Annotated in this window: 23 protein-coding genes and 1 riboswitch; of the genes, 12 read left to right on the top strand and 11 right to left on the bottom strand. The window is 73.2% G+C overall.

Going from position 1 to position 22,682, the window contains the following annotated elements:
- Window position 1: 1 nt before the first annotated feature.
- Window positions 2-1,153: a winged helix DNA-binding domain-containing protein gene (locus tag ACNF49_RS42695; RefSeq protein WP_357967868.1), complete on the bottom strand. Its 1,152-nt coding sequence runs from the start codon at window positions 1,151-1,153 to the stop codon at window positions 2-4.
- 263 nt (window positions 1,154-1,416) lie between these two features.
- Between ACNF49_RS42695 and ACNF49_RS42690 the strand changes: the two genes are divergently transcribed.
- Genes ACNF49_RS42690 through alc form a run of 3 tightly spaced genes read left to right on the top strand, consistent with a single transcriptional unit; the run spans window position 1,417 to window position 4,814 of the window.
- A complete protein-coding gene (locus ACNF49_RS42690) occupies window positions 1,417-2,559 on the top strand; it encodes a glycerate kinase (protein ID WP_482941293.1) in 1,143 nt (380 codons plus the stop codon).
- Window positions 2,556-3,866, top strand: a complete 1,311-nt coding sequence (gene allB / locus ACNF49_RS42685; RefSeq protein WP_482941292.1) for an allantoinase AllB — start codon at window positions 2,556-2,558, stop codon at window positions 3,864-3,866. The genes ACNF49_RS42690 and allB overlap by 4 nt, the downstream gene beginning before the upstream one ends.
- The gene (gene alc / locus ACNF49_RS42680) at window positions 3,867-4,814 is read left to right on the top strand and encodes an allantoicase (RefSeq protein ID WP_482941291.1); all 948 of its coding nucleotides are present in this window, start codon (window positions 3,867-3,869) and stop codon (window positions 4,812-4,814) included.
- Window positions 4,815-4,823: 9 nt separating this feature from the next.
- On the opposite strand, the gene pknB is transcribed toward alc, so the two are convergent.
- The 4 genes from pknB to ACNF49_RS42660 form a co-directional block, all read right to left on the bottom strand.
- Window positions 4,824-6,755, bottom strand: coding sequence for a Stk1 family PASTA domain-containing Ser/Thr kinase (gene pknB, locus ACNF49_RS42675; RefSeq protein WP_482941290.1), 1,932 nt, complete (start codon window positions 6,753-6,755; stop codon window positions 4,824-4,826).
- Window positions 6,756-6,930: 175 nt separating this feature from the next.
- The gene (locus tag ACNF49_RS42670; RefSeq protein WP_357967882.1) at window positions 6,931-7,686 is read right to left on the bottom strand and encodes a thiazole synthase; all 756 of its coding nucleotides are present in this window, start codon (window positions 7,684-7,686) and stop codon (window positions 6,931-6,933) included.
- Window positions 7,679-7,879: a sulfur carrier protein ThiS gene (gene thiS / locus ACNF49_RS42665; protein WP_357967885.1), complete on the bottom strand. Its 201-nt coding sequence runs from the start codon at window positions 7,877-7,879 to the stop codon at window positions 7,679-7,681. The genes ACNF49_RS42670 and thiS overlap by 8 nt, the downstream gene beginning before the upstream one ends.
- Window positions 7,876-9,390 (bottom strand): FAD-dependent oxidoreductase, encoded by a 1,515-nt coding sequence (locus tag ACNF49_RS42660; protein WP_482941289.1) that lies wholly within the window; start codon window positions 9,388-9,390, stop codon window positions 7,876-7,878. Before ACNF49_RS42660 ends, thiS begins: the two co-directional genes overlap by 4 nt.
- A riboswitch (TPP riboswitch) is annotated at window positions 9,380-9,496 on the bottom strand. (Overlaps the previous gene by 11 nt.)
- Window positions 9,497-9,548: 52 nt before the next feature.
- Between ACNF49_RS42660 and ACNF49_RS42655 the strand changes: the two genes are divergently transcribed.
- Genes ACNF49_RS42655 through thiE form a run of 3 tightly spaced genes read left to right on the top strand, consistent with a single transcriptional unit; the run spans window position 9,549 to window position 11,766 of the window.
- Window positions 9,549-10,718: an NAD(P)/FAD-dependent oxidoreductase gene (locus tag ACNF49_RS42655; RefSeq protein ID WP_357967889.1), complete on the top strand. Its 1,170-nt coding sequence runs from the start codon at window positions 9,549-9,551 to the stop codon at window positions 10,716-10,718.
- A 30-nt stretch (window positions 10,719-10,748) separates the two neighbouring features.
- On the top strand, window positions 10,749-11,123 hold the full coding sequence (locus ACNF49_RS42650) for an Rv2175c family DNA-binding protein (RefSeq protein ID WP_357967892.1): 375 nt from the start codon (window positions 10,749-10,751) through the stop codon (window positions 11,121-11,123).
- A complete protein-coding gene (gene thiE / locus ACNF49_RS42645) occupies window positions 11,101-11,766 on the top strand; it encodes a thiamine phosphate synthase (RefSeq protein ID WP_357967895.1) in 666 nt (221 codons plus the stop codon). The genes ACNF49_RS42650 and thiE overlap by 23 nt, the downstream gene beginning before the upstream one ends.
- Before the next feature lie 204 nt (window positions 11,767-11,970).
- Here thiE and ACNF49_RS42640 read toward each other — a convergent pair whose 3' ends face one another.
- On the bottom strand, window positions 11,971-13,038 hold the full coding sequence (locus tag ACNF49_RS42640; RefSeq protein WP_357967897.1) for a polyprenyl synthetase family protein: 1,068 nt from the start codon (window positions 13,036-13,038) through the stop codon (window positions 11,971-11,973).
- An 85-nt stretch (window positions 13,039-13,123) separates the two neighbouring features.
- Between ACNF49_RS42640 and metF the strand changes: the two genes are divergently transcribed.
- Window positions 13,124-14,044: a methylenetetrahydrofolate reductase [NAD(P)H] gene (gene metF, locus ACNF49_RS42635; protein ID WP_357967900.1), complete on the top strand. Its 921-nt coding sequence runs from the start codon at window positions 13,124-13,126 to the stop codon at window positions 14,042-14,044.
- A gap of 191 nt (window positions 14,045-14,235) precedes the next feature.
- Here metF and ACNF49_RS42630 read toward each other — a convergent pair whose 3' ends face one another.
- Both ACNF49_RS42630 and ACNF49_RS42625 read right to left on the bottom strand, forming a co-directional pair.
- Window positions 14,236-14,631 carry a GNAT family N-acetyltransferase gene (locus ACNF49_RS42630; protein WP_482941288.1) on the bottom strand — a complete coding sequence of 132 codons (396 nt, stop codon included), beginning with the start codon at window positions 14,629-14,631 and terminating at the stop codon, window positions 14,236-14,238.
- 187 nt (window positions 14,632-14,818) lie between these two features.
- Window positions 14,819-15,295 (bottom strand): YbaK/EbsC family protein, encoded by a 477-nt coding sequence (locus tag ACNF49_RS42625; protein WP_482941287.1) that lies wholly within the window; start codon window positions 15,293-15,295, stop codon window positions 14,819-14,821.
- 99 nt (window positions 15,296-15,394) lie between these two features.
- On the opposite strand from ACNF49_RS42625, the gene ACNF49_RS42620 reads away from it, so the two are divergent.
- Both ACNF49_RS42620 and ACNF49_RS42615 read left to right on the top strand, forming a co-directional pair.
- A complete protein-coding gene (locus ACNF49_RS42620; protein WP_482941286.1) occupies window positions 15,395-16,222 on the top strand; it encodes a L,D-transpeptidase family protein in 828 nt (275 codons plus the stop codon).
- A 77-nt stretch (window positions 16,223-16,299) separates the two neighbouring features.
- On the top strand, window positions 16,300-18,033 hold the full coding sequence (locus ACNF49_RS42615; protein WP_482941285.1) for a hypothetical protein: 1,734 nt from the start codon (window positions 16,300-16,302) through the stop codon (window positions 18,031-18,033).
- Here the strand turns inward: ACNF49_RS42615 and ACNF49_RS42610 are convergent.
- Both ACNF49_RS42610 and ACNF49_RS42605 read right to left on the bottom strand, forming a co-directional pair.
- Entirely contained in the window at window positions 18,016-18,519 is a 504-nt protein-coding gene (locus tag ACNF49_RS42610; protein WP_357967913.1) for a hypothetical protein, read from the bottom strand. The genes ACNF49_RS42615 and ACNF49_RS42610 overlap by 18 nt on opposite strands.
- A gap of 134 nt (window positions 18,520-18,653) precedes the next feature.
- Window positions 18,654-19,253 (bottom strand): TetR/AcrR family transcriptional regulator, encoded by a 600-nt coding sequence (locus tag ACNF49_RS42605; RefSeq protein WP_357967916.1) that lies wholly within the window; start codon window positions 19,251-19,253, stop codon window positions 18,654-18,656.
- Window positions 19,254-19,344: 91 nt separating this feature from the next.
- On the opposite strand from ACNF49_RS42605, the gene ACNF49_RS42600 reads away from it, so the two are divergent.
- The 3 genes from ACNF49_RS42600 to ACNF49_RS42590 all read left to right on the top strand — a co-directional run bounded on the left by ACNF49_RS42600 (window position 19,345) and on the right by ACNF49_RS42590 (window position 21,636).
- The gene (locus ACNF49_RS42600; RefSeq protein ID WP_482941284.1) at window positions 19,345-20,517 is read left to right on the top strand and encodes a cytochrome P450; all 1,173 of its coding nucleotides are present in this window, start codon (window positions 19,345-19,347) and stop codon (window positions 20,515-20,517) included.
- Window positions 20,518-20,523: 6 nt separating this feature from the next.
- The gene (locus tag ACNF49_RS42595) at window positions 20,524-20,715 is read left to right on the top strand and encodes a ferredoxin (protein ID WP_352353196.1); all 192 of its coding nucleotides are present in this window, start codon (window positions 20,524-20,526) and stop codon (window positions 20,713-20,715) included.
- Window positions 20,716-21,189: 474 nt separating this feature from the next.
- Window positions 21,190-21,636, top strand: coding sequence for an SAV_6107 family HEPN domain-containing protein (locus ACNF49_RS42590; RefSeq protein WP_357968486.1), 447 nt, complete (start codon window positions 21,190-21,192; stop codon window positions 21,634-21,636).
- A gap of 477 nt (window positions 21,637-22,113) precedes the next feature.
- On the opposite strand, the gene bldD is transcribed toward ACNF49_RS42590, so the two are convergent.
- Window positions 22,114-22,608, bottom strand: a complete 495-nt coding sequence (gene bldD, locus ACNF49_RS42585) for a transcriptional regulator BldD (protein WP_026214021.1) — start codon at window positions 22,606-22,608, stop codon at window positions 22,114-22,116.
- Window positions 22,609-22,682 lie beyond the last annotated feature (74 nt).

Raw genomic sequence — 22,682 nt, 5'->3', positions numbered from 1 at the left:
CCTACTCCGCGAGCGCGCGCTCCAGAGGCGTGCGGAAGCGGGGCGTGATCCGCACGCCGCCGAGCCAGGAGGCCAGACCGGCGATCTCGGCCTCCACGGCGGCCACGGCGTCCGAGCCCAGGTCGGTGAGCGCCCGCCACACGATCTCGCCGCCGGGCCGCTGCCCCCAGCCGCCGACGACCTGCCCGTCCCACCACACGGTCGGGCCGACGTTGCCGCTGCGGTCGAACAGCTCGGCCCGGTGCTCCTTCGGCAGGTACCAGTCGCGGCCCTGCCAGCCCATCGGCGTCGGGTCCAGGGCGGGCAGCAGCGCCGCCCACGGCCCGCGCTCGGGCGTCCCGTCCAGGTCGTCAGGCAGGACGTATCCCGCGCCCTCGTCGAGCTCGACCTCGACCGCGCCGACGGCGGCCAGCGCGGCGCGCACCTCGCGCAGCGTCCAGCCGGTCCACCACTTGACGTCGGCCTCCGTGCCGGGGCCGAACGCGGCCAGCCAGCGGCGCACCAGCTCCGCCTGGGCCTGCGGGACCGTGGTCTCGTCCATGGGCGGGGCGACGGCCCACAGGTGCTGCGTGCTCGTCCACGAGCCGGACGGGCGGCCCTGGCGGACGAGCCGGCCCTCCATGCCCATCAGCGTGATCAGCCGCTGACCGACGCTGTGCACGGCCTCGTACGGCTTGCCCACGGCCACCCGGAACTGCTCGCGCAGCCGCGGCTCCAGCACCCCCAGTCGGGCCGCCGTCGCCGTGCCCTCCTCCGCCAGGACGCGCAGCACCGACGACTCCACGTCGGCCAGCCACGGCTCGTCCCAGCCGCCGGCCGCGGTGAGCTCCTTGACCAGCGCCTTGCGCACCCTCGTGGCGACCGCGAGCGTGGAGGAGTGGTGCACGACGGGCACCAGCGCGGCCGGGACCACGAACACCGTGCGCCGCATCCCGTGCATGCGCACCAGCGTGCGGTCCTCGTACAGGGCCCGCTCGACCGGCTCGGTCCCGGGGGCGGTGAGCCGGGCGCCCGCCGACAGGAACACGGTCGCCGGGTCGGTGGCGTGCAGCGCCACCACGGACGCCGTCGCCTCCTCCGGGGTCGCCGCCTTGGCCGCCAGGCTGTGGCGCACGCCCAGCCGGCGCCGCCTCTCCCGCTCAGATATGCGCATGAAACGCCTCCTTACGGGATGTGAGCCTAATTGGAGGATCACACACCTCAGAACCCGTCAGAACCGCTCAGGTTCGTGCTCGCGGCCCCTGGGCGGCGGGTGCGGGCGCCTGTTTCACTGAGGGCACCTACCCTCGGCCGCCGCCGGCCGGGGGCTGATGTGATGATGAGTCACGCCTTCCTGCCCGCTCGCACCGGGCAGGAAGGCGTGTCCGGCCATTGTTCAGCATCTTGTGGGAGTTCGTAGTGGTAAAGCAGGTTCTGGTGGCACCCGACAAGTTCAAGGGCTCCCTCACGGCCGCCGAGGTCGCGGCGCGGGTGTCGGCGGGGCTCGGGGTGCCCACGGTCGAGCTGCCGGTCGCCGACGGCGGCGACGGCACCGTCGAGGCGGCCGTGGCCTGCGGGTTCGACCGCGTCACCGTGGAGGTCACCGGGCCCACCGGCGAACGCGTGAGCGCCGCGTACGCCTGGCGGACGGCCGGCGGCACGCCGACGGCCGTGGTGGAGCTGGCCGAGGCGTCCGGGCTGCGGCGGCTGTCCGCCGGGCCCGCCCCCTTGACCGCCACCTCCTACGGCACCGGAGAGCTGATCGCCGACGCCCTGCGCAGGGGCGCGCGGCGGGTCGTCCTCGGGCTCGGCGGCAGCGCCTCCACCGACGGGGGAGCGGGCATGGTCCGCGCGCTCGGCGCCCGCCTGCTGGACGGCGACGGCGCCGAGCTGCCCGACGGCGGCGCCGCGCTGCGCGGGCTGGCCCGCATCGACCTGTCCGGGTTCGCCGACGTCTCCGGGGTGGAGTTCGTGGTGGCGGGCGACGTGGACAACCCGCTGCTCGGCCCGCACGGAGCTTCCGCCGTCTACGGGCCGCAGAAGGGCGCCACCCCCGAGGACGTCAAGGTGCTGGAGGCGGGCCTGTCCCGGCTGGCCGCCGTCGCCACGCAGACCCACGGCCTGCTCGGCGCCGTCGAGCACGACGACACCCCGCGCGCCATGGGCGTGGCCGGAGCCCCAGGGGCGGGCGCGGCGGGTGGCGTCGGGTTCGCCGCGCTGGCCTTCCTCCACGCCGAGCTGCGGCCCGGCATCGAATACCTGCTCGACCTGCTCGGCTTCGGCGCGCTCGTCCAGGACGCGCGACTGGTGATCACCGGCGAGGGGTCGCTCGACGAGCAGTCCCTGCGCGGCAAGGCGCCGATCGGCGTGGCCCAGGCCGCGGCCAGGGCGGGCGTGCCGGTGGTCGCGGTCTGCGGCCGGCGCACCCTCGGCGACACCGAGCTCAAGGACGCCGGCATCGAGGCCGCCTACGCCCTGACCGACCTGGAGCCCGACCCGGCCCGGTGCATGGCCGAGGCCGGGCCGCTCCTGGAACGCCTGGCCGCCCGCGTGGCCGCCGAGCATCTGGAGGGCAGATGACCGACCACGACCTCGTCGTCCGGTCCCGCAGGGTGGTCACGCCCGAGGGGGAGCGGGCCGCGGCCGTGGTCGTACGGGGCGAACGCGTCCAGGCCCTGTACGACTACGCCGAGCCCCTCGACGCCGCCGAGGACATCGACCTGCGCGACCTGCCCCTGCTCCCCGGCCTGGTGGACACGCACGTGCACGTCAACGAGCCGGGCCGGACCCACTGGGAGGGCTTCGCCTCGGCCACCAGGGCGGCCGCCGCGGGCGGGGTGACCACGATCGTGGACATGCCGCTCAACTCCCTGCCACCGACCGTCAGCGTGGAGGCGCTGGAGGCCAAGCTGCGGGCCGCCCGCGGGCAGTGCCACGTGGACGTGGCGTTCTGGGGCGGCGCGATCCCCGGCAACCTCAAGGAGCTGCGGCCGCTGCACGAGCGCGGCGTCCGGGGCTTCAAGTGCTTCATGTCCCCGTCGGGCGTCGAGGAGTTCCCGCCGCTCGCCACGGCCGAGCTGCGGGCGGTGCTGACCGAGGTCGCCGGGTTCGGCGGGCTCGTCGTGGTGCACGCCGAGGACCCTGAGCTGCTGGCCGAGCCGGGCGGGCCGACGTACCGGGAGTTCCTGGAGTCGCGGCCGGGAGCCGCCGAGCGCAGCGCGGTCGAGCGGGTCGTCGCGCTGGCCGCCGAGACCGGCGCGCGCGTGCACATCCTGCACGTCTCCAGCGCCGAATGCCTCGACGTGCTGGCACGGGCCCAGGCCGACGGCGTGGCGGTCACGGCCGAGACCTGCCCCCACTACCTGACGCTGGAGGCCGAGCAGGTGCCCGAGGGGCGCACGTCGTACAAGTGCTGCCCGCCCATCCGCTCGCGGGCCAACCGCGAGCTGCTGTGGGAGGGCCTGGCAGGCGGCGTGCTGAGCAGCGTCGTCTCCGACCACTCGCCCTCGCCCGCCGACCTGAAGGTGCCCGACTTCGCCGCCGCCTGGGGCGGTGTCGCCTCACTCCAGCTCGGCCTGTCCGCGGTCTGGACGGAGGCCGCCCGGCGCGGGCACACGCTCGCCGACGTCGTCCGCTGGATGTCGGCCGCGCCCGCCGAGACGGCCCGGCTCGCCGGCAAGGGCGCGATCCGCCCCGGCGCCGACGCCGACCTGGTCGCCTTCGACCCCGACGCCGACAACCCCGTGGACGCCGCCCGCCTGCATCACCGCAACCCCGTCACCCCCTACCACGGCCGCCTGCTCAAGGGCGCGGTCCTGACCACCTGGCTGCGCGGCCGTCCCGTGGACGGCGAGCCGCACGGCCGCCTCATCCTGGGGGAGCAGTAGATGCCCGGCTTCACCACCCTGCCCGACCTGGCCCTGCGCACCCTCGGCGGCGCGGTCGTGGCGGCCAGCGACGAGTCCTTCGCCGAGAAGGAGAGCCTGATCAGGCCGGGCCGCCCCGGCTTCCGCGCCGAGACGTTCGGCAACAAGGGGCAGGTGTACGACGGCTGGGAGACCCGCCGCCGCCGCACGCCCGGCCACGACTGGGCCCTGGTGCGGCTGGGCCTGCCGGGCGCGATCCGCGGCGTGGTGATCGACACGGCCTGGTTCAAGGGCAACTACCCGCCGTACGCCTCGGTCGAGGCCGCCGCCGTGCCCGGCCATCCCTCGCCCGCCGAGCTGGCCGCCGCCGAATGGACGGAGATCGTCCCGAGGACCGCGCTCAAGGGCGACGCCGAGCACCACGTCGAGGTCACCGGCGACGACACCCGCTACACCCACGTACGCCTGAACATGTACCCCGACGGCGGCATCGCCCGCCTGCGCGTGCACGGCGAGATACGCCCCGACCTGTCCGTCTACGAAGGGCTGAGCCTCGACCTGGCCGCCCTCCAGAACGGCGGCCTGGTCACCGCCTGCTCCGACGAGTTCTACTCCGCGCCCAACAACGTCATCGCCCCCGGCCTGGCCCGCCACCAGGCAGAGGGCTGGGAGACCGCGCGCCGCCGCGAGCCGGGCAACGACTGGCTGCTCATCCGCCTGGCCGGGCCGGGCCTGGTGCGCCTGGCCGAGATCGACACCACGAACCTGATCTTCAACGCCCCCGGCCACGTCGCGCTCACCGGGCTGTCCGGCGGGCGCGAGGTCACGCTGCTGCCGAAGACCCGCCTGCAGCCCGACGCCCCCCACCGCTTCCGGCTCGGCCACCCCGAACCGGTCACCCACGTACGGGTCGACATCTACCCCGACGGCGGGCTGGCCAGGGTGCGCCTGCACGGCCACCTGGCCTGACCCGGCGGACTACTGCCAGAGGAAGACGGTCGCGCCGGGCGGCCGCTCACTGTTCGGTAACGGCCGCTGGTACTGCACGACGCCGCCGTTGGCCAGCCGCTGGATCCGCACGCGGAAACCCAGCGACTCCAGCTCCGACTTCGCGTCCTTGACGTTCTTGCCGATGACCGCGGGCACCAGGCGGAACTCCTGGTCGTCGCGGGCCTCGTTGTCGCCCTTGAACCAGTCCCAGAAGTCGGTCTGGCAGCGCGCCACCGTGATCATCGCGGGCGTGCCCTTGTCGACCTCGGACTTGGCCTTCGGCGCCTGGGCGATGACCGTGCACGGCTCGGCGTCGTCGTCGACCTCGTTGACCTGCACCTGGAAGCCCTGGCCGCCGAGGTAGGCGGCGGCCTCGTCCTTCGGCATGCCGGTCACGTCGGGCATCACCATGCCGGCGCTCACGAAGATGCCGACCTTGGCGCCCTCCTTGACCTTCTCGCCGGCCTCGGGGGAGCTGCGGATCACCTTGTTCCGCTCGACCTCGCCGTTGGGCAGGCGCTTGACGCTGCCCACGGTGAGCCCGGCCTCGGCGATCTTGATGCGGGCCTCGTCGCTGGTCAGGCCCTTGACGCTGGGGACGATCACCCGCTTGGGGCCGAGCGAGGGCACCAGCGTGATCGTGCTGCCGCTCTCCAGCTCGGTCTTGCCCTCGGGGTCGGTACGCAGCACCAGCCCCTCGGCGGTGTCCTCGTCGTACTCGCCGGCGACCTTGTGGACCTTGAAGCCCTTGCTCGTGGCGGTGCGCTCGGCCACCACCATGTTCTGGCCGACCAGGTCGGGCACCAGCACGTATTTGGTCTGGGAGAAGTACCAGCCGGTCAGCGCCACCGCCACGACCATGACCGCGGCGAGCGCGACCAGGAACCAGTTGGGCCTGAACGAACGCTTGGACGGCGGCGGCGGCGGCGACCCCGGCGGCGTCACCTCGGCGCGCGGCTGGATCAGCGTGTGCGCCGGCGCGGCCAGCGGCATCGACGGGGCGCCCGCGCCGCTCGGCCGCGGCGGCATCGACTGGTTGAACACGGCCGTCATGGCCGGCGGGGTGCTCAGCCGGGGCAGCATCCGGTGGGCGTCGACCGCCTCGACGAGCATCGCCGTGGCGTCGGCCGGGCGGTCGTGGGGCTCGCGGGCCGTGGCGTGCCCGACCAGCGTGTCGATCAGCGGCGGCACCTCGGGCACCAGCGACGACGGTGGCGGCACCGTGTCGTGCACGTGCCGGTAGGCCACCGACATCGGCGTCTCGCCGTCGTAGGGCTGCTGCCCGGTCACCAGCTCGAACAGCATGATGCCCGCGGCGTAGACGTCGCTGCGCACGTCGGCGCCGCCGGTGGTGACCTGCTCGGGCGACATGTAGCCGATCGTGCCGATCATCACGCCGGTACGGGTCTGGTTGGTCGCCTCGATCGCCCTGGCCAGCCCGAAGTCGACGACCTTGACCCGGCCGTCGTCGGTCATCAGCACGTTCTCGGGTTTCACGTCGCGGTGGACCATCCCGGCCTGGTGGGCCGCGCCCAGGGCGGCCAGCACCGGGATCATGATCTCCAGCGCCTCGCGGGCGGGCAGCCGGCCGCGCTCGCGCAGGATGTCGCGCAGCGTGCGGCCGGGCACGTACTCCATCGACAGGTAGACGACGTCGGTGTCGGTGCCCTGGTCGAAGACGTGCACCACGTTGGGGTGGGACAGGCTGGCCACCGACTTGGCCTCGCCGATGAACCTGCGGACGAAGGCCGGGTCCTCGGCGAGCGAGCGGTGCATGACCTTCAACGCGACAGTGCGATCCAGCCGGACGTCGAGCGCCAGGTAGACGGTCGCCATACCGCCCCGGGCGATCCGGCTCTCGATGCGGTAGCGCCCATCGAGGAGCCGCCCGACCAGGGGGTCCGCAGTCGTCTTATCCACCACCCCCCTGAGTTTACGGGCGTTTTGCCACCGGCAGGGCCCGCGCGCCCGAAACCGATGCGGAGACGTTCTCGCGAGGGCGGCCCCGACCGGCGGGAGGGCCGGCGCGAGCCGGCCCTCCAGTGGATCTCAGGGGATCCCGAGGGGTCGTCGGCTCCAGTGGGTCAGGGGATCCCTACGGGGTCGTCGGCGAGGACGCCTCGGCGTAGCGACGGCGCGGGATCCGGCCCGCCTGCCGCGCCTGGCGTCCCGCCACCACGGCCGCCCTCATCGCCGAGGCCATGAGCTCGGGGCGCTGCGCCCGGGTGACCGCCGTGGCCAGCAGCACCGCGTCGCAGCCCAGCTCCATGGCCAGGGCGGCGTCGCTGGCCGTGCCGATGCCGGCGTCGAGGATCACCGGCACCTCGGCGGCCTCCACGATGAGCTCGATGTTGTGCGGGTTCCTGATCCCGAGCCCCGAGCCGATCGGCGCGCCCAGCGGCATCACCGCCGCGCAGCCGGCCTGCTCCAGCCGCCGTGCCAGCGCCGGGTCGTCGCCGATGTACGGCAGCACCACGAACCCGTCGGCCACCAGCCGCTCGGCCGCGTCGAAGGTCTCGATCGGGTCGGGCAGCAGCGTGCGCTCGTCGGAGATGACCTCCAGCTTGACCCAGTTCGTCCCCAGGGCCTCGCGGGCCAGCCGGGCCGTCAGCACGGCCTCGCCCGCGGTGAAGCAGCCCGCGGTGTTCGGCAGCACCTTGATGTCGCGGCGGCGCAGCACGTCGAGGACCGAGCCGCGGGCGCCGGGGTCGAGCCGCCGCATGGCCACCGTGGTCAGCTCGGTGCCCGAGGCGACCAGGGCCTGGTCGAGCACCTCGAGGGAGGGCGCGCCGCCGGTGCCCATGATGAGCCGGGAGGCGAACTTCTCCCCGGCGATGATCAGCTCATCCACCCTGCACCGCCGTCAGCACCTCGACGCGGTCGCGGTCGCCGAGCGCCGTCGTCTCCCACGTGCTCCGCGTGACCACCTCGTCGTTCACGGCCACGGCCACCCCGGTGGTGGCCGTGGTCAGCGTCCGTACGGCCTGGGCCACGGTGGTGCCGTCGGCCACCTCGTGCGGGGCGCCGTTGATCGTCACAATCATGAAATATCCCGAAATCTCGCGGGCGAGCACAGCGCGGCCAGCTCGCCCTCCTCACCCGTCAGAATCCCCGCGCCCGTCGAAAGCCCCGCCTGGGCCGCTGTCTGGGCCGCTGTCTGGGCCGCTGTCTGTGTTGTTGTCCGGGCCGTTGCCAAGGCCGTCGTCGGGGGCGCCGTCGTCGTCACCGGGGTCGTGGCCGGGGTCGTCACCGCCGCCGTGACCAGGGCGGCCGTGAGGGGCGCCAGCAGCACCCCGCCCCGGTGGTGGCCGGTCGCCAGCACCAGCCCGGGGACCTCGCCCGTCCCGATGATCGGCAGGTTGTCGGGGGTGCCCGGACGCAGCCCGGCGACCACGTCGGCGACCTCCAGCTCGGTGACGCCCGGCACCAGCTCCCTGGCGTCGCGCAGCAGCTCGTAGAGCCCGCCCGCGGTCACCCGGGTGTCGAACCCGAGCTCCTCCTGGGTCGCCCCCAGCACCAGCTCACCGTCGCCCCTGGGGACGAGGTAGACGGGCGCGCCGTGCACCATCCCGCGTACGCACCGCCCGAGCAGCGGCTGCGGCGAGCGCAACCGCATGATCTGCCCCTTCACCGGCCGGACGGGCACGTCGGCCAGCTCCCCGCTCCACGCCCCGGCGGCCAGCACCACCCGCTCGGCCGCGATCTCCCGCACCGCCGGCTCAGGCTGACCGGGCACGGGCTCGAGCCGCACACCGGTCACAGCACCCGCCGCAGCGCCTGCCGCACCGCCGGTCCCGCCGCCGGTCCCAGCGCCGGTCCCAGCGCCTGTCACGACGCCTGGAGCGGTGTCGCCGTCGCGCAGCAGCCTGGTCACCCGCGCCCGCACCACGGGCACGCCCAGCCGGTCGAGCGCGGCCAGCAGCGCCGCCGTGACCCGGCGCGGATCGACCCAGGCGTCACCGGGGGCGAGCAGCCCGCCGCGCACCGAAGGCGCCAGCATGGGCTCCAGACGGCGGCACTCGCGCCCGGTCAGCCGCTCGACCCGCAGCCCCAGCTTGTCCATGAACGCCGCCAGGTCGTCGAGCGCCGCGAGGTCGTCGGCCCCGAAGGCGACGTCGAGCGTGCCGTCGGCGCGCAGGTCGAGCGCACGACCAGCGGCCCCCTCCGGCCCGATCATCCCGAACGTGCCCCCGAACGCCTCCCGGGACCTCGTCCCGGCCCCGCCGCCCAGGCCCGCGCCGAGACCTGGCCCGAGGCTCGCGCTGAGGCCCGCACTGAGGCCCGCACTGCGGCCCGCGCTGAGGTCCGGGCCGAGGCCCGCGTCGGCGGCCAGTTCGGCGGCGAAGGACGGCCACCGGCTCAGCGAGGCGGCCCCCAGCCGCAGCAGCGGCTCCTCGGTGTAGGCGACCTCGCTGACGGGCGCCAGCATCCCGGCCGCCGCGTAGGAGGCCCCGCGGCCCGGGGCCGGGTCGACCACCGTGACGGGCAGCCCCTCGCGGGCCAGCCGCCAGGCGATCGACAACCCGACGACCCCGCCGCCCACGATCACATTCATCCGCGCTCCCTTCGCCGGCATGATCCGGATCAGGTGTCTTGCGGTCGAAGGCCCGCTCAAGCCTTCCTCTCAGCCCGGTGACGGCCGGACTCCCGCGCGTCTTGCGCCTCCAGCCTACGGCCTCGGCGCGACGCACCGGCACCGCCCCCGTTATGGTCATGAACGTGAACCATGTCGTAGTGGTGGGAGCGGGCCTGGCCGGGCTGCGCAGCGCGGAGGCGCTGCGCGGGCGCGGCTTCACCGGACGGATCACGCTGATCGGCCAGGAGCGCCATCGGCCCTACGACCGTCCGCCGTTGTCCAAGGCCGTGTTGTCCGGCGCGGCCGACTCCAGCTTCCTGGAGGCCGACCTCGACGCGCTGGAGGTCGACTTCTGGCCCGGCGTCACCGCCAAGGCCCTGCGCGAGGGCGTCGTGGAGACCACCGAGGGCCAGCTCGGCTACGACGGCCTCGTGATCGCCACCGGCGCCGAGCCGATCACCGTGCCCGGCGACGGCCCCCAGCACGTCCTGCGCACCCTCGACGACGCCCACGAGCTGCGCGCCGGACTCGTGGCCGGGGCGCACGTGGCGATCATCGGCGCGGGCTGGATCGGCGCCGAGGTCGCCACCGCCGCCCGCAAGGCCGGCTGCTCGGTGACCGTCATCGAGGCCGGCCCCACCCCGCTGGCCAACGCCGTGGGCCCGGAGATCGGCGCCCGCACCCGACACTGGTACGACGGCATCGACCTGCGCCTGAACACCATGGTCGACGAGGTGGACGAGGGCGGCGTGCGGCTGGTGGGCGGCGAGTTCGTCCAGGCGCACGTGGTCGTCACCGGCATCGGCGTGCGCCCGGCCATCGAATGGCTGGCCGGCTCCGACATCGACCTGCACAACGGCGTCGTCACCGACGAGCACCTGCGCACGTCCATGCCCAACGTGGTCGCCGCCGGCGACTGCGCGGCCTGGTGGTCGCGCCGCTACGGCGTCCGGCTCCGCGTCGAGCACTGGGACACCGCGCTCGGCTCGCCCGAGGTCGCCGCCGCGACCCTGCTGGGCGAGGAGGCCGTCTACGACCCGGCGCCCTACTTCTGGTCCGAGCAGTTCGGCCACATGGTCCAGTACATCGGCCACCACCCCTCCGGCGACCGCCTGCTCTACCGGGGCGAGCCCGAGGGCAAGTGGTCGGCCGTCTGGCTGACGTCCGGCGACACCCTCGCCGCCGTGCTGGCCGTCGACCGGCCTCGGGACTACGTGCAGGGCCGTAGGATCATCGAGGGCGGTCATCGCCTCGACACAGAACGCCTGGTAGATCCAGAGGTCCCCCTACGGGATTGTGTTGTTTGAGCAAGGACGGCATGTGGTAGTTGTGGTTTCGTGACGCTTTCTGTTGCACAGATCGACCGGGAGACCGACCAGCTCGTCGACGAGTGGCTCACTCTCCCCGAAGTGGCCTCACGCCTGGATCTCTCGATCGGGCGGGCCAAGCAACTCCTCAAGGACCACAAGCTGCTCGGCGTGCGCCGCGGCGGCGGCGGGCCACAGGTTCCCGCGGTGTTCATCGACGGGAAGGACGTGATGAAGGGCCTGCCCGGCACACTGACCGTGTTGCAGGACGCCGGCTACGACGACGTCGAGTCGCTGCGCTGGCTCTTCACCCCAGACGAGTCCCTGCCGGGGTCGCCCATCGAGGCGATCAAGGCCGGCCGTCACACGGAGGTCAAGCGGCGTGCCCAGGCCCTCGGTTTCTGAGGCCCGCCTCTATCTCTGCACCGACGGCCGCCGCGACCGCGGCGACCTGGCAGAGTTCCTCGACTCGGTGCTGGCCGGCGGCGTGGACATCATCCAGCTGCGGGAGAAGGGCCTGGAGGCACGCGAAGAACTCGCGCTCCTGGAAGTCTTCCGCGACGCCTGCGACCGGCACGGCAAGCTGCTGGCCGTCAACGACCGGGCGGACATCGCCTTCGCCGCCCGTCCCGACGTGCTCCACCTGGGGCAGGACGACCTTCCCGTGACGGTCGCGCGAGAGATACTCGGCGACGACATCGTCATCGGCCGGTCCACCCACTCCGTCGCCGAGGCGTCCGCCGCGGCCGTGGAGGAGGGCGTCGACTACTTCTGCTGCGGCCCGATCTGGCCCACGCCGACCAAGCCGGGCCGCCACGCGCCCGGCCCGGCGCTGCTGCGGCACGCGGCCTCACTGGGACCGGCCCCAGGGTCGGCCCCGGGGTCGGGCGCGGCGCGGCCGTGGTTCGGGATCGGCGGCATCGACCTCGCCAACCTCGACGAGGTCATGTCGTACGGCGTGAGCCGCGTGGTGGTCGTACGCGCGATCACCGACGCGGAGGACCCGGGGGCGGCGGCGGCCGAGTTCGCCAAACGCCTGACCCCCTGACACGACCGGGCGCCCGTCCACGACGGGCGCCCGAGCCCCGCGCCGAAGCCGCACGCCGAAGCCGGATGCGCGTGCCGGATGCCCATCCCCGGATGCCCGCCCCCGGAAGCGTGCTCAAACCGGACGCCCAGACCCGGGCGCGCGCTCAGGCCGGCCGCCGGTACCGGAGGCCGAGGTCGGAGGTCCGGAGCCAGAGGCCCGGGGTCAGGTCTTGCGGGAGGTCGCGGCGATGGCCAGCTCGGTCAGCGCCGTGCGCGACTCGGCGGTGACCGGCGCCTCGTCGAGCGCGGCCAGCGCGTCGGTGAGATAGCCGGCGATCAGGTCCTCGCACTCCCGCAGCGCGCCGCTGTCCGTGATGATCTCGCGCAGGGCGCTCACCCCGTCCTCGTCGAGCGCGGGGTCGCCGAGCAGCCTGCGCACCGTCGCGGCCGCCTCCGGGGCCGCCGCGGCCAGGGTGCGGGCCACCAGCATCGTGCGCTTGCCCTCCCGCAGGTCGTCGCCGGCCGGCTTGCCGGTCTGGGCCGGGTCGCCGAACACGCCCAGGATGTCGTCCCTGAGCTGGAAGGCGATGCCGACGCGGCGGCCGTAGCCGGTGCACAGCTCGTCCATCCACGGCTCCAGCCCGCCGGCCGCGAGCACCAGGCCGAGCCTGAGCGGCTGCTCCACCGAGTACTTGCCGCTCTTGAACAGCGCCACCCGCAGCGCCGACTCGAAGGTGTTCTCGCCGTGGGCCTGCTCCAGCAGGTCGAGGTACTGGCCGCACATCAGCTCGGTGCGCATGTGGTCGTGGACGGGCTGGGCGGCGGCCAGCGACGCCGGCGGCAGGCCGCTGGTGCGCCACATCTCGCCCGACCACACCAGCAGCAGGTTGCCCAGCAGGATGGCGGCCCCCTCGCCGAACTGCTCGGGCGAGCCGTGCCAGCCCTCCTTCTCGTGCAGGGACTGGAAGCGGCGGTGGGCGGCCGGCATGCCCCTGCGCAGGTCGCTCTTGTCCATCACGTCGTCGTGCACGAGCGCGCTGGCCTGCAACAGCTCCAGCGACGCGGCCGCGGTGAAGATCTCGGGCACGTCGGTGCCGCCCGCGCCGCGCCAGCCCCAGTAGCAGAACGCGGGACGCAGGCGCTTGCCGCCGGCCAGCAGGTCGCCCGCGGCGGCGCGCAGCGGTTCGAGCTCGGCGTCGCCCGAGGCGGGCAGCTGCCGTTCGACGAACTCCCCGAGGGCGCGCTCCACCTGGGTGCGCAGGGCGTCCATGCTCGCGGCGTCAGTGGTCATGCCTTGAGACTAGTGGGCGTGGACTCGGGGTCGGGTCCCCGGTCTAGGGGCGGCCGATCCGGACACCGGCCTGTACGCTTGCTCCATGGCGCTTGGTCGACCCTCCATCCTGCCCGATCGTGTCCCCACCGTCCGCGAGCTGCTCGCCACCGGTGGCCGGTCGTTCTCCTTCGAGTTCTTCCCGCCGAAGACCGACGAGGGCGAGCGGCAGCTCTGGAAGGCGATCAGGGAGCTGGAGTCCCTGCGCCCCACGTTCGTCTCGGTGACCTACGGCGCCGGCGGCTCGACCCGCGACCGCACGGTCGACATCGTCGAGCGCCTGGCCCACGACACCACGCTCACCCCAGTGGCGCACTTCACGGCCGTCAACCACTCGCTGCGTGAGCTGCGTCACCTGGTCGGCCGCTTCGCCGACGCGGGGGTGCGCAACATCCTGGCCGTGCGCGGCGACCCGCCCGGCGACCCGACCGCCGAGTGGGTGCGGCATCCCGAGGGCGTGCTCTACGCCGAGGAGCTGGTGCGGCTCATCCGGCAGGCGGGCGAGTTCTGCGTCGGGGTGGCGGCGTTCCCGTACAAGCATCCGCGCTCGCCGTCGATCGAGTCCGACACCGAATACTTCGTGCGCAAGTGCCGCGCGGGGGCCGACTACGCGATCACCCAGATGTTCTTCCAGGCCGACGACTACCTGCGGCTGCGCGACCGGGTGGCGGCCCAGGGCTGTGACACGCCGATCATCCCGTGCATCATGCCGGTGACCCAGATGAGCACGATCGCGCGGTCGGAGCAGCTGTCGGGGGCGCCGTTCCCGGCCGAGGTGGCGGCCCGCTTCGAGGCGGTCGCCGACGACCCGGCCGCGGTGCGGGCGCTCGGCATCGAGCACGGCGCGGAGCTGTGCCAGCGGCTGCTCGACGAGGGCGCGCCCGGCATCCACTTCATCACGTTCAACCGGTCCAGCGCCTCGCGCGAGGTGTTCCAGCGCCTGACACCGGTCGCCGCCACCGCCTGACCGGCCCCGCCACCCTGACCCCGCACGAGCGGATGCCCGTCACCCGCCCGCAGGGGGACCGGGCGGGTGACGGGCAGGGGGTGGTATCCAGTCGGTAACGTGTCCGTCACTTTCTGTCATGAAGATGCCCTCGGGCATGACCCGGCAAACCCTGCAAGTACGGGCTTTACCTGCGGTGATGTGCGGCGCCCTCAGTCGAGGGGGAGCGGGCGGCCCACGATCGCGTACTCCTCGTAGCCGCCGGGGAAGACGAAGCGGGTCAGCAGGTCGGTGAAGCCCATGTCGGCGTAGAGGTGGCGGGCGGCCGTGGGGCGGTCGTGCGTGGACAACACGGCCGAACGCTCGGCGCGGCCGGCGCACAGAGTCCGGATCATGGCCCGGCCGATGCCCTTGCCCTGGTGGTCGGGGTGCACATGGATCTCGGCCAGCTCGAACGCGTGGCCCATCCAGGCGCGCGCGGCCTCCTCGCCCGCCTCGTCGGCCAGCGCCCTGATCACCACGTCGTGCCACCACTGGCCGGTCGCGCCGCGGAAGCCGTACGCGAAACCGACGATCTGGGGGCGCGCCACGCCGGTCGGGTCCCGCAACTCCGCGAAATAGCACTGAAAATGGGGATATGTGCCGTGGTTTCGCATGATGGTCTTGCGGCCGGAGATCTGCTCGGGGGCGGGTTCATCGCCGCCGTGTAGACGTCGATCACCGTGTCCAGGCGTTCGGTGAACTCGGCCGGGCCCGCCCCGCGAAACTCGATCACCCGTCGCACATTACTCGACGTCACTCGACGTCGACCGGAGTGCCTCCGGTGATCGCCAGCAACTCCTCGAACGTCGTCGGGAAGACCGTCAGCGGGTGGCCGCCGGCCGCCCACACCACCTCGTGCTTGCTCAGCCAGTTGTCCACCAGGGTGCGGACCGGGGCCGGATGGCCGACCGGGGCCACCCCGCCGATCGGCTGACCGGTCGCGGCCCTGACGAACTCCGGCGTGGCCCGGCGCACCTCGGCGACGCCGGCCGTACGGGCGACGAGTTCGACGTTCACCCGGTGGGCGCCGCTGGTCAGGACCAGCAGCGGCGCGCCGTCGGCGTCGAAGATCAGGCTGTTGGCGATCGCCCCCACCTCGCAGCCGAGCTGGGCCGCCGCGGTCGCCGCGGTCGGCGCCTTCTCGGGCAGGACGACGATCTCTCCGGTGGCGCCCGCCGCGCGCAGGGCGGCCTCCACGACGACGGCGTTCGCCGGCAACTTCTCGGACATGAGGACACTCTAAACAGGTTGACCGCCTTATTACCTGTTCATGGTGGGTGGTGTAGGGTCCATCGATCCGGATAGTTCGTGATAAAAGAGGTGGTACCGGTGGGGGCTCGACGGCTGCCCGGAGTGGCTGCTCTGCTGACGGCTGGGGCCGTCGTACTCACGGGCTGCGGCGCGCGGACGGACACACTCGCCGCGACGACCGGCATCGCCGGCGCGGCGAGCACGCCCGGCACACCCGGCGCGGCGGGGGCCAAGGCGGGCCCGGCGGCAGCAACCGTCACGGCGCCGCGCAAGACGCTGAAGCTGGGCGCGAAGGGCACGTCCGTCACCTGGCTGCAGCGGCGCCTGGCGGCTCTGGGCTACCTGCCCGGCAAGGCCGACGGCCGCTACGGCGGCACCACCCTCGCCGCCGTCTGGGCCTTCCAGAAGGTCAACGGCATCACGCCGACCAGCACGATCGCCCGCAGGACGTGGGAGGCGCTGGAGCAGCCGAAGACCCCGAAGGTGCTGGTGGGCAACGGCAAGCCGACCCGCGCCGAGGTCAACCTCACCAAGCAGATCATGGTCCTGTACGTCGGCGGCCAGGTGCGGCTCATCACCCACATCTCCTCCGGCAGCGGCGTCCCGTACTGCGAGACGACCACCTGGCAGGGCAAGGAGCAGCGCTTCTGCGGCTCGGCCCGCACGCCGACCGGCGACTTCCGCACGACGTGGCGGGCGAGCGGCTGGCACAAGTCGTACCTGGGGCAGCTCTACAACCCGATCTTCTTCAACGGCGGCATCGCCTTCCACGGCGCGCTGTCGGTGCCGCTCTCCCCGGCCTCGCACGGCTGCGTGCGCATGCCGATGAACGTCGCCGAGGTGCTGCCCGGCCTGCTCGGCAAGGGTGTGCCGGTGCATGTGAGAGGCGCGTTCAGGCGCGCGTAACGTCCGCATAACCGGATCCGGTGACGGCCGGGTTATCCGCCTCTTGCTGGACTTCCCCCGACTTCAGGGGGGATTCCATGACGACGACGTCGTTCGCCACTCGTGTTCCGGCTCCCACTCCGTACATGCGGCGCGGGGGCCGGTCGCGTTCGTGGTGGTTCCTGGCGATCGGGTGGGTGGCACAGGTCGCGCTGCGGATGTGGTTGTTCCGGCAGCACGCCGGGCCCGTGGCCAATCCGGACGAGACCGGATACCTGATCGCCGCCCGGTGGCTGGCCGGCGGGCCCGGGGCGGATCTGACCGGCTTCACCTTCTACCAGGGCGGTTACCCGCTGCTGCTGGCGCCGGTGTTCTGGTTCACGTCGGATCCGGTGGTGGCCTACCGGCTGGTCGTCGTGGTGGGGGCGATGGTGGCGGCGGGGGCGTTCCCGCTGGCGTACCTGCTGCTGCGGCGGCTGGGGACGGGGCCGCGGGCGGCGATGGCGGCGGCGTTCGCGGGCGGGTTGTCGCCGTCGCTGCTGCTGTTCTCGGGGCTGGCGCTGGCCGACGCGGTCCTGCCCACCCTCGTCCTGGCCTGGCTGGTCGCGTTGCACGACCTCGTGGCCAGGGGGTCGGTCAGGGCGGGGGTGCTGGCGGGCGGGCTGGCGGGGTTCGCCGTGGCGGTGCACCTGCGCGGCACCGTCGTCCTGGCGGTGACCGTGCTGGCGATGGCGGGGATGCTCATCACGCGCCGCCGGGGCATGGCGGGGGTGTCCGGCGCGCGCGGCCGGGGCGCCGCGGCCGGGCTGGTGGCCGCTGTGGTGGTGGCCGGGGCTGCGACGGCGCTCAACCGGGTCCTGTCCGCGGCGCTGTACCCGGGCGGGGCGCGTGACCTGTCCGGCCTCCTGGCCGAGCGGGTGAGCGGGCTCGACGGGCAGGCGTGGGCGCTGGCGGGGGCGGCCGGGCAGCTCTGGTACCTCATCGCCGCGACCTGGGGGCTGGCCGGGGTCGGGCTCGCGGGCGCCGTCGCCGTCGTGGCCAGGCGGTCGGCACCGGGACCGCGGCGTGTGCTCGCGGCCGTCCTGCTGGCCACGACCCTGGGCATCGCCTACGCCTCCTCGGCCGCGCTTCCCGACGAGCACCGGGTCGGCAACTACGCCTACGGCCGCTACCTGGCCTGCGTGGCGCTCGCGTGGACCCTGGCCGGGCTGCTCGTGCTGGCCAGGGCCGGCCGCGGGGCCGTCGTGCGGCACGTGCTCGCGGCGGCCGTGCTGCTCGCGGCGACCGGCGGCGTGGTGGTCCGGTACGCGGGGGACCGGCTCCAGCGGTACGCGTTCATCGCCTTCGACTTCCCCGAGGTGATCTTCCTCAGCCGGGTGCGGGACTCCTTCGACCTGGTCGCCGCCTCCCTCGCGGCGCTCGCCCTGCTGGCGTGCCTGGCGGGAGCGGCGCTGCTGACCGCCCGCCGGGGATGGCCGGCGGTCCTGACCGTGCTGGCGGCCGTCAACCTGGTCTTCGCCGCCGGCCTGGCGCCGAAGTCCGCGCCCGCCGCCGGGCCCGACTGGCTGCCGGTCCTCACGGCCCCGGGACGCGTGGCCGTGGATCGGCGGGTGCCGTGGAACGTCCGGGCCCCGCTGGCCTACCGCGTCTCCTGGACCGAGCTTGAGCACTACGACCGTACGCCGCCGGCCGGCGCCTGCACCGCCGTCGTCCCGCCCGACTCGGGGCCGCCGCCCGCGGGATGGGCCGCGACCGGCGCGGGCGGCACCCGGCAGGGCTGGACCACCTGGGTCAGCGACCGCTGCTCCGGCGGGTCATCCCGGGGGCGGTGACGCCGTCCGGGCCAGGGTGTGCGCCCGGACCAGGCCCACGGCCTGGGCCAGGGCCGCCGCCAGCAGGAGCAGCGCCGAGAACGACTGCCATGGCGGGAGCGCGTCGGCGAAGGCCGGATGATCGTAGAAACCGGCCAGCCGCGGCACGGGGTTGTAGACGGCGACCGCGAGCCCGAGCGCGTACGGCAGGATGAGCACGCCCGACGACACCAGCAGCGCGCCGCGACCCCGGGCCGCGCGGCGCAGCAGCAGGCCCACCACGGCGATGCCCACGGCCGCGACGCCCGCCACCAGCGCGACGCCCCTGACGATCCACCAGAGGTCCGAGCCCAGCGACGACAGGCCGTCGGAGGTGATGCGACCGGCCGGGGCGTCGCCGCGCGCCCCGGACGCCGTGCGCAGGGCCGCGTAGTTGACGGCCGCGTACGCGGCCGCCAGTACCGGCCCGGACAGCAGCAGGATGAGAGTGCCCGTCCGTTCTCGCACCGATCCCCCTCGCGCGGCCGCCCTCGTACGGCCGGCCCGTCAGCTGTCCGCCACCCGCGCCGACAGCCTGTCAGACGCGCGCCGTCACCCGCCACCCGCGGGCGCGCCGGCCGGGGCGGCTCAGCGGGGACGGGTCAGCGGGGGAGGCCGTGGAAGGCGACGTCGGCGGCACGGCGGGCGGCGTCGCGGGCCTGCTCCACCGGGAGGCCGTCGATGAGCGTGGTCATCACGGCCAGCTTCACCGCGCCGATCAGCGACCCCACGGCCGCCGCCGCCTCGACCCGGCCGAGCCGTCCGGGGTAGGCCGCCGACAGCGCCTCCGCCAGCCGGAGCTGGCTGTCGAACAGCAGGTGCAGCGCCCGCGCCTGGAGGGGCGGCTCGCGCATGATGAGCTCCAGGCGCCGCGCCGACTGCTCCGACCAGGTGTCCTGGCCCTCGTGCGGCGTCGACAGCGTGTCCTCGATGAAGGCGCGCAGCAGGTCGGCAGGCGTCTGGCCGGGGGCGGGCGCGGACAGGAACGCCAGCGCGCGCTCGATCTGGTGCTCGGAGTCGTAGAAGAGCACGTCCTCCTTGCTGGCGAAATAGCTGAAGAAGGTGCGCGTGGAGACCTCGGCGGCGGCGGCGATCTCGGCCAGCGTGGTCTCCTCGTAGCCCTTCTCCCCGAACAGCCGGAGCGCGGCCTCGATCAGCGCCCGGCGCGTGCGCTGCTTCTTGCGCTCCCGCAGTCCTACCATGACGGAACTCTACACCGATATACGAATTTCATGCATTGAAGTTTTACATCGGTTGAGGTTTTCTGGATGGTGAGCTCGGAAAGGAGCCAGCATGTCCGACCTGACCTTTCCCATCACCCGCCTGCGGCCGTTCGATCCGCCCGAGGAAGCCACGGCCCTGCGACATCAGGGCGCCATGCACCGCATGACCTTCGCCGACGGCCACCTCGGCTGGCTGGTCACCGGCTACTCGGCCGCCCGCGCGATCCTGGCCGACCCCCGCTTCAGCAACCGTCCGGAGCGGCTGCACCCCGTCGTGCCCGCCCGGGTGCAGCTCCAGCGGGAACTGCCGCCCGGGTTCTTCCTGCGCATGGACGCGCCCGAGCACACGCGTTACCGCAAGCTGCTCATGGGGCAGTTCACCGTCCGGCGGATGAAGGCGCTCGAACCCAGGATCGAGGAGATCACCCACTCCTGCCTCGACGCCATGCAGGCCGCCGGGCCGCCCGCCGACCTGGTGCAGTCCTTCGCGCTGCCGATCCCGTCGCTGGTCATCTGCGAGCTGCTCGGGGTGCCGTACGAGGACCGCGCGGTGTTCCAGGAGGAGACCAAGATCCTGGTCAACCTGGAGACCAAGGCCGACGACGCCCTGGCCGCGTTCACCAGGATCGGGGCGTACCTGGCGGAGCTGATCGGGCGCAAGCGGGCCGAGCCGGCCGACGACCTGCTCAGCGGGCTCGTCGAGGAGCTGAGCCACGAGGAGCTGACCGGGGTCGCGTTCCTGCTCCTGCTGGCCGGGCACGAGACGACCGCCAACATGCTGGGACTGGGGACGTACGCGCTGCTCACCAACCCCGACCAGCTCGCCGCCATGCGCGACGACCCCTCGGTGGTGGACAACGGCGTGGAGGAACTGCTGCGCTACCTCACGATCATCCACCTCGGCCCGGTGCGCAGCGCCCTGGAGGACGTCGAGATCGAGGGCCACCTGGTCAGGGCGGGGGAGTCGGTCGCCTTCCACCTGCCCACCGTGAACCGCGACCCCTCCCGCTTCCAGGACGCCGACCGCCTCGACGTCCACCGGCCGGTCGGCGGGCACCTCACGTTCGGCCACGGCATCCACCAGTGCCTCGGGCAGCAGCTCGCCCGGGCCGAGATGCGCATCGCGTACCCGGCGCTGCTGCGGCGCCTGCCTGGCCTACGCTTGGCCGTAACGCCTGAGGAGGTGCCGATGCGTTCGGACATGAGCGTCTATGGAGTGCACCGCCTCCCTGTCACTTGGTAGGTCACGATGAAGATCACAGCGGATACGACGGTGTGCATCGGGGCGGGCATGTGCGCCCTGACGGTGCCGGAGGTGTTCGACCAGAGTGAGGACGAGGGCACGGTGGTGCTGCTGCACGAGGTGCCCGAGGAGGGGCAGGAGGAGGCCGTGCGGCGCGCGGTGTCCCTGTGCCCGTCGGGGGCGCTCTCCGTCTCCTGAGCCGCCGTCTCGTCCGATCTGACCGTCCCGCCGCCGCCACCGCCCCCGGTGGCGGCGGCTTCGTGCGCTCCGGGCCCCCCGCGGGTGGCGATCTCATGCCCGAACGGAGGGACGTCGCGGGACGGATCGATCATTTCGCTCCATGGTCATCGAACCTGTGTTCGTGGAACAGGTTGACACCGAGCGTGATCGAAATTATGTTCGACCTAGTGGCGGTGAGGCTCGCGGCTCAACGTCACCCAAGGGCCCGGCCGCGGGCCGTTCGCTTCCCCAAGCGATTCCCACGGCCAGGCTCCACGGGCGAAGGGCGCGTCCTCGTCGTCGGCGGAGACGAGTGGGCGTGTCCTGGCCGGACGGGGAGAGGGGAAGCTCCTCGTCCGGCCGGCTCGGCGGAAATGTCGGTGGCGTCTGAGAGTGTTGGCCTCACCGGCGGAGACGCCGGCCGCCGCCCACGACTCCAAGGAGGCGCGCAAGATGGCACCACGGCCTAGAGAAACGCCCGGGCCCCGGCTGTCGCCTGCGGTTCGGGCACATTTAACCGATTCACGTTCCTGCCTGGCGGAGGCGACCGCCGCTCGCACCCCGGCATCCCGATATGTGGCCGCTCACCTGGCGGCTCTTCGTGCGGCTGCGGCGATCCTGGCCGCCCGTCCCCGTCCCATGGAGGGCCGCAGGCGTCGCCTGCGCAGCGCGTGGGAGCTGCTGCCCGAGGCCGAGCCCCACCTCGCCGAGTGGGCCGCCTACTTCTCCGTGAGCGCCGCCAAGCGCGCGGCCGCGGAGGCGGGCGTGGTCCGCGGCATCAGCGCGGCCGACGCCGCCGAGATCCTGGCCGAGGCCGAGACGTTCGTCTCGACGGTGGAAGACCTGCTCGGCGTCCCCGCCCAGCCCCAGCTTCCGGTGGACGTGCCGCTGGCGGGCTGACCCCGCCGCCCGGCTCTCCAGGCGACGCCGCCGCGCGGAAGAGCGCGGGTGGCGGGGTCTAGCAACGCCGATGACGTAGCGAGGCGGCTGTCGCTGACACGCGTGCCCAAAAGGGGCAGGGGACGGTCCGCATCGCCTGTGAGGGCGGAGCTCGGCTCCCGCGCTGCCCGGTAGCCACGCGCCCAGGCAGTGCTACAGGCAGGCAGTCTCAGGGCGGGCCGTCTGCTCAGGCCCGGCGGTGTTCGGTTTCCCGACGGGTTGCCTCGGTGGCGTTCGGTTCACGTAGTGCGGTTCCGAGGGGGCACGTTCCGAGCTGCCTTCGCCGGCTCCCCATAAGCGGATTGTGGTTCCGGCTCTTTGGTGGCGAAGGGGGGTAATGGTCGTGTTCGCCGAATAATTGAAAGTTCATTTTCGGACGAGTACGACGGAGGGCCCGCCAGGGGAATTGGCGGGCCCTTCGGGGGTGAAGCGGTGGTTCTAGAACGACTCGACGGCCCGGCGGGCCTCGGCGTCGAGCACACCCCAGCTGATGAGCTCCTCGGTCAACTCGCTGGGCGACTTGTCATAGATCACAGCCAACGAACGCAGGTCCTCCTGGCGGATCGACAGGACCTTGCCGTTGTAGTCGCCACGCTGGCTCTGAATGGTGGCGGCGTAACGGGCGAGCGCTCCGGCCTTCTCCTTCGGCAGTGTCGCCAGGCGCTCCAGGTCGATCACAAGCTTGGGAGTGGGCCCGAGCGGGCTCGGCGCGGCGCCTCCGGGCAGCAGCTCGGAGACGGGCACCCCGTAGAAGTCGGCAAGCTCGGCAAGTTTCTGCACCGTGACAGCTCGGTCGCCACGCTCGTAAGAGCCCACGACCACGGCTTTCCACCTGCCGCGCGACTTCTCTTCGACTCCATGCAGGGACAGCCCCTGCTGGGTGCGGATGGCGCGGAGTCGTGCACCCAGCGACTTTGCGTACTCAGACGGCATCGTGTGGCCCCCCGGCTCTCGTATGTATCGCTCTTAGTAGATTGTGCTCCCTTGCGGCATATGCCCCAGCCACC

The organism is Actinomadura sp. ATCC 39365 (genome assembly GCF_054392275.1).
This window is presented reverse-complemented; position numbering and strand designations above follow the sequence as displayed.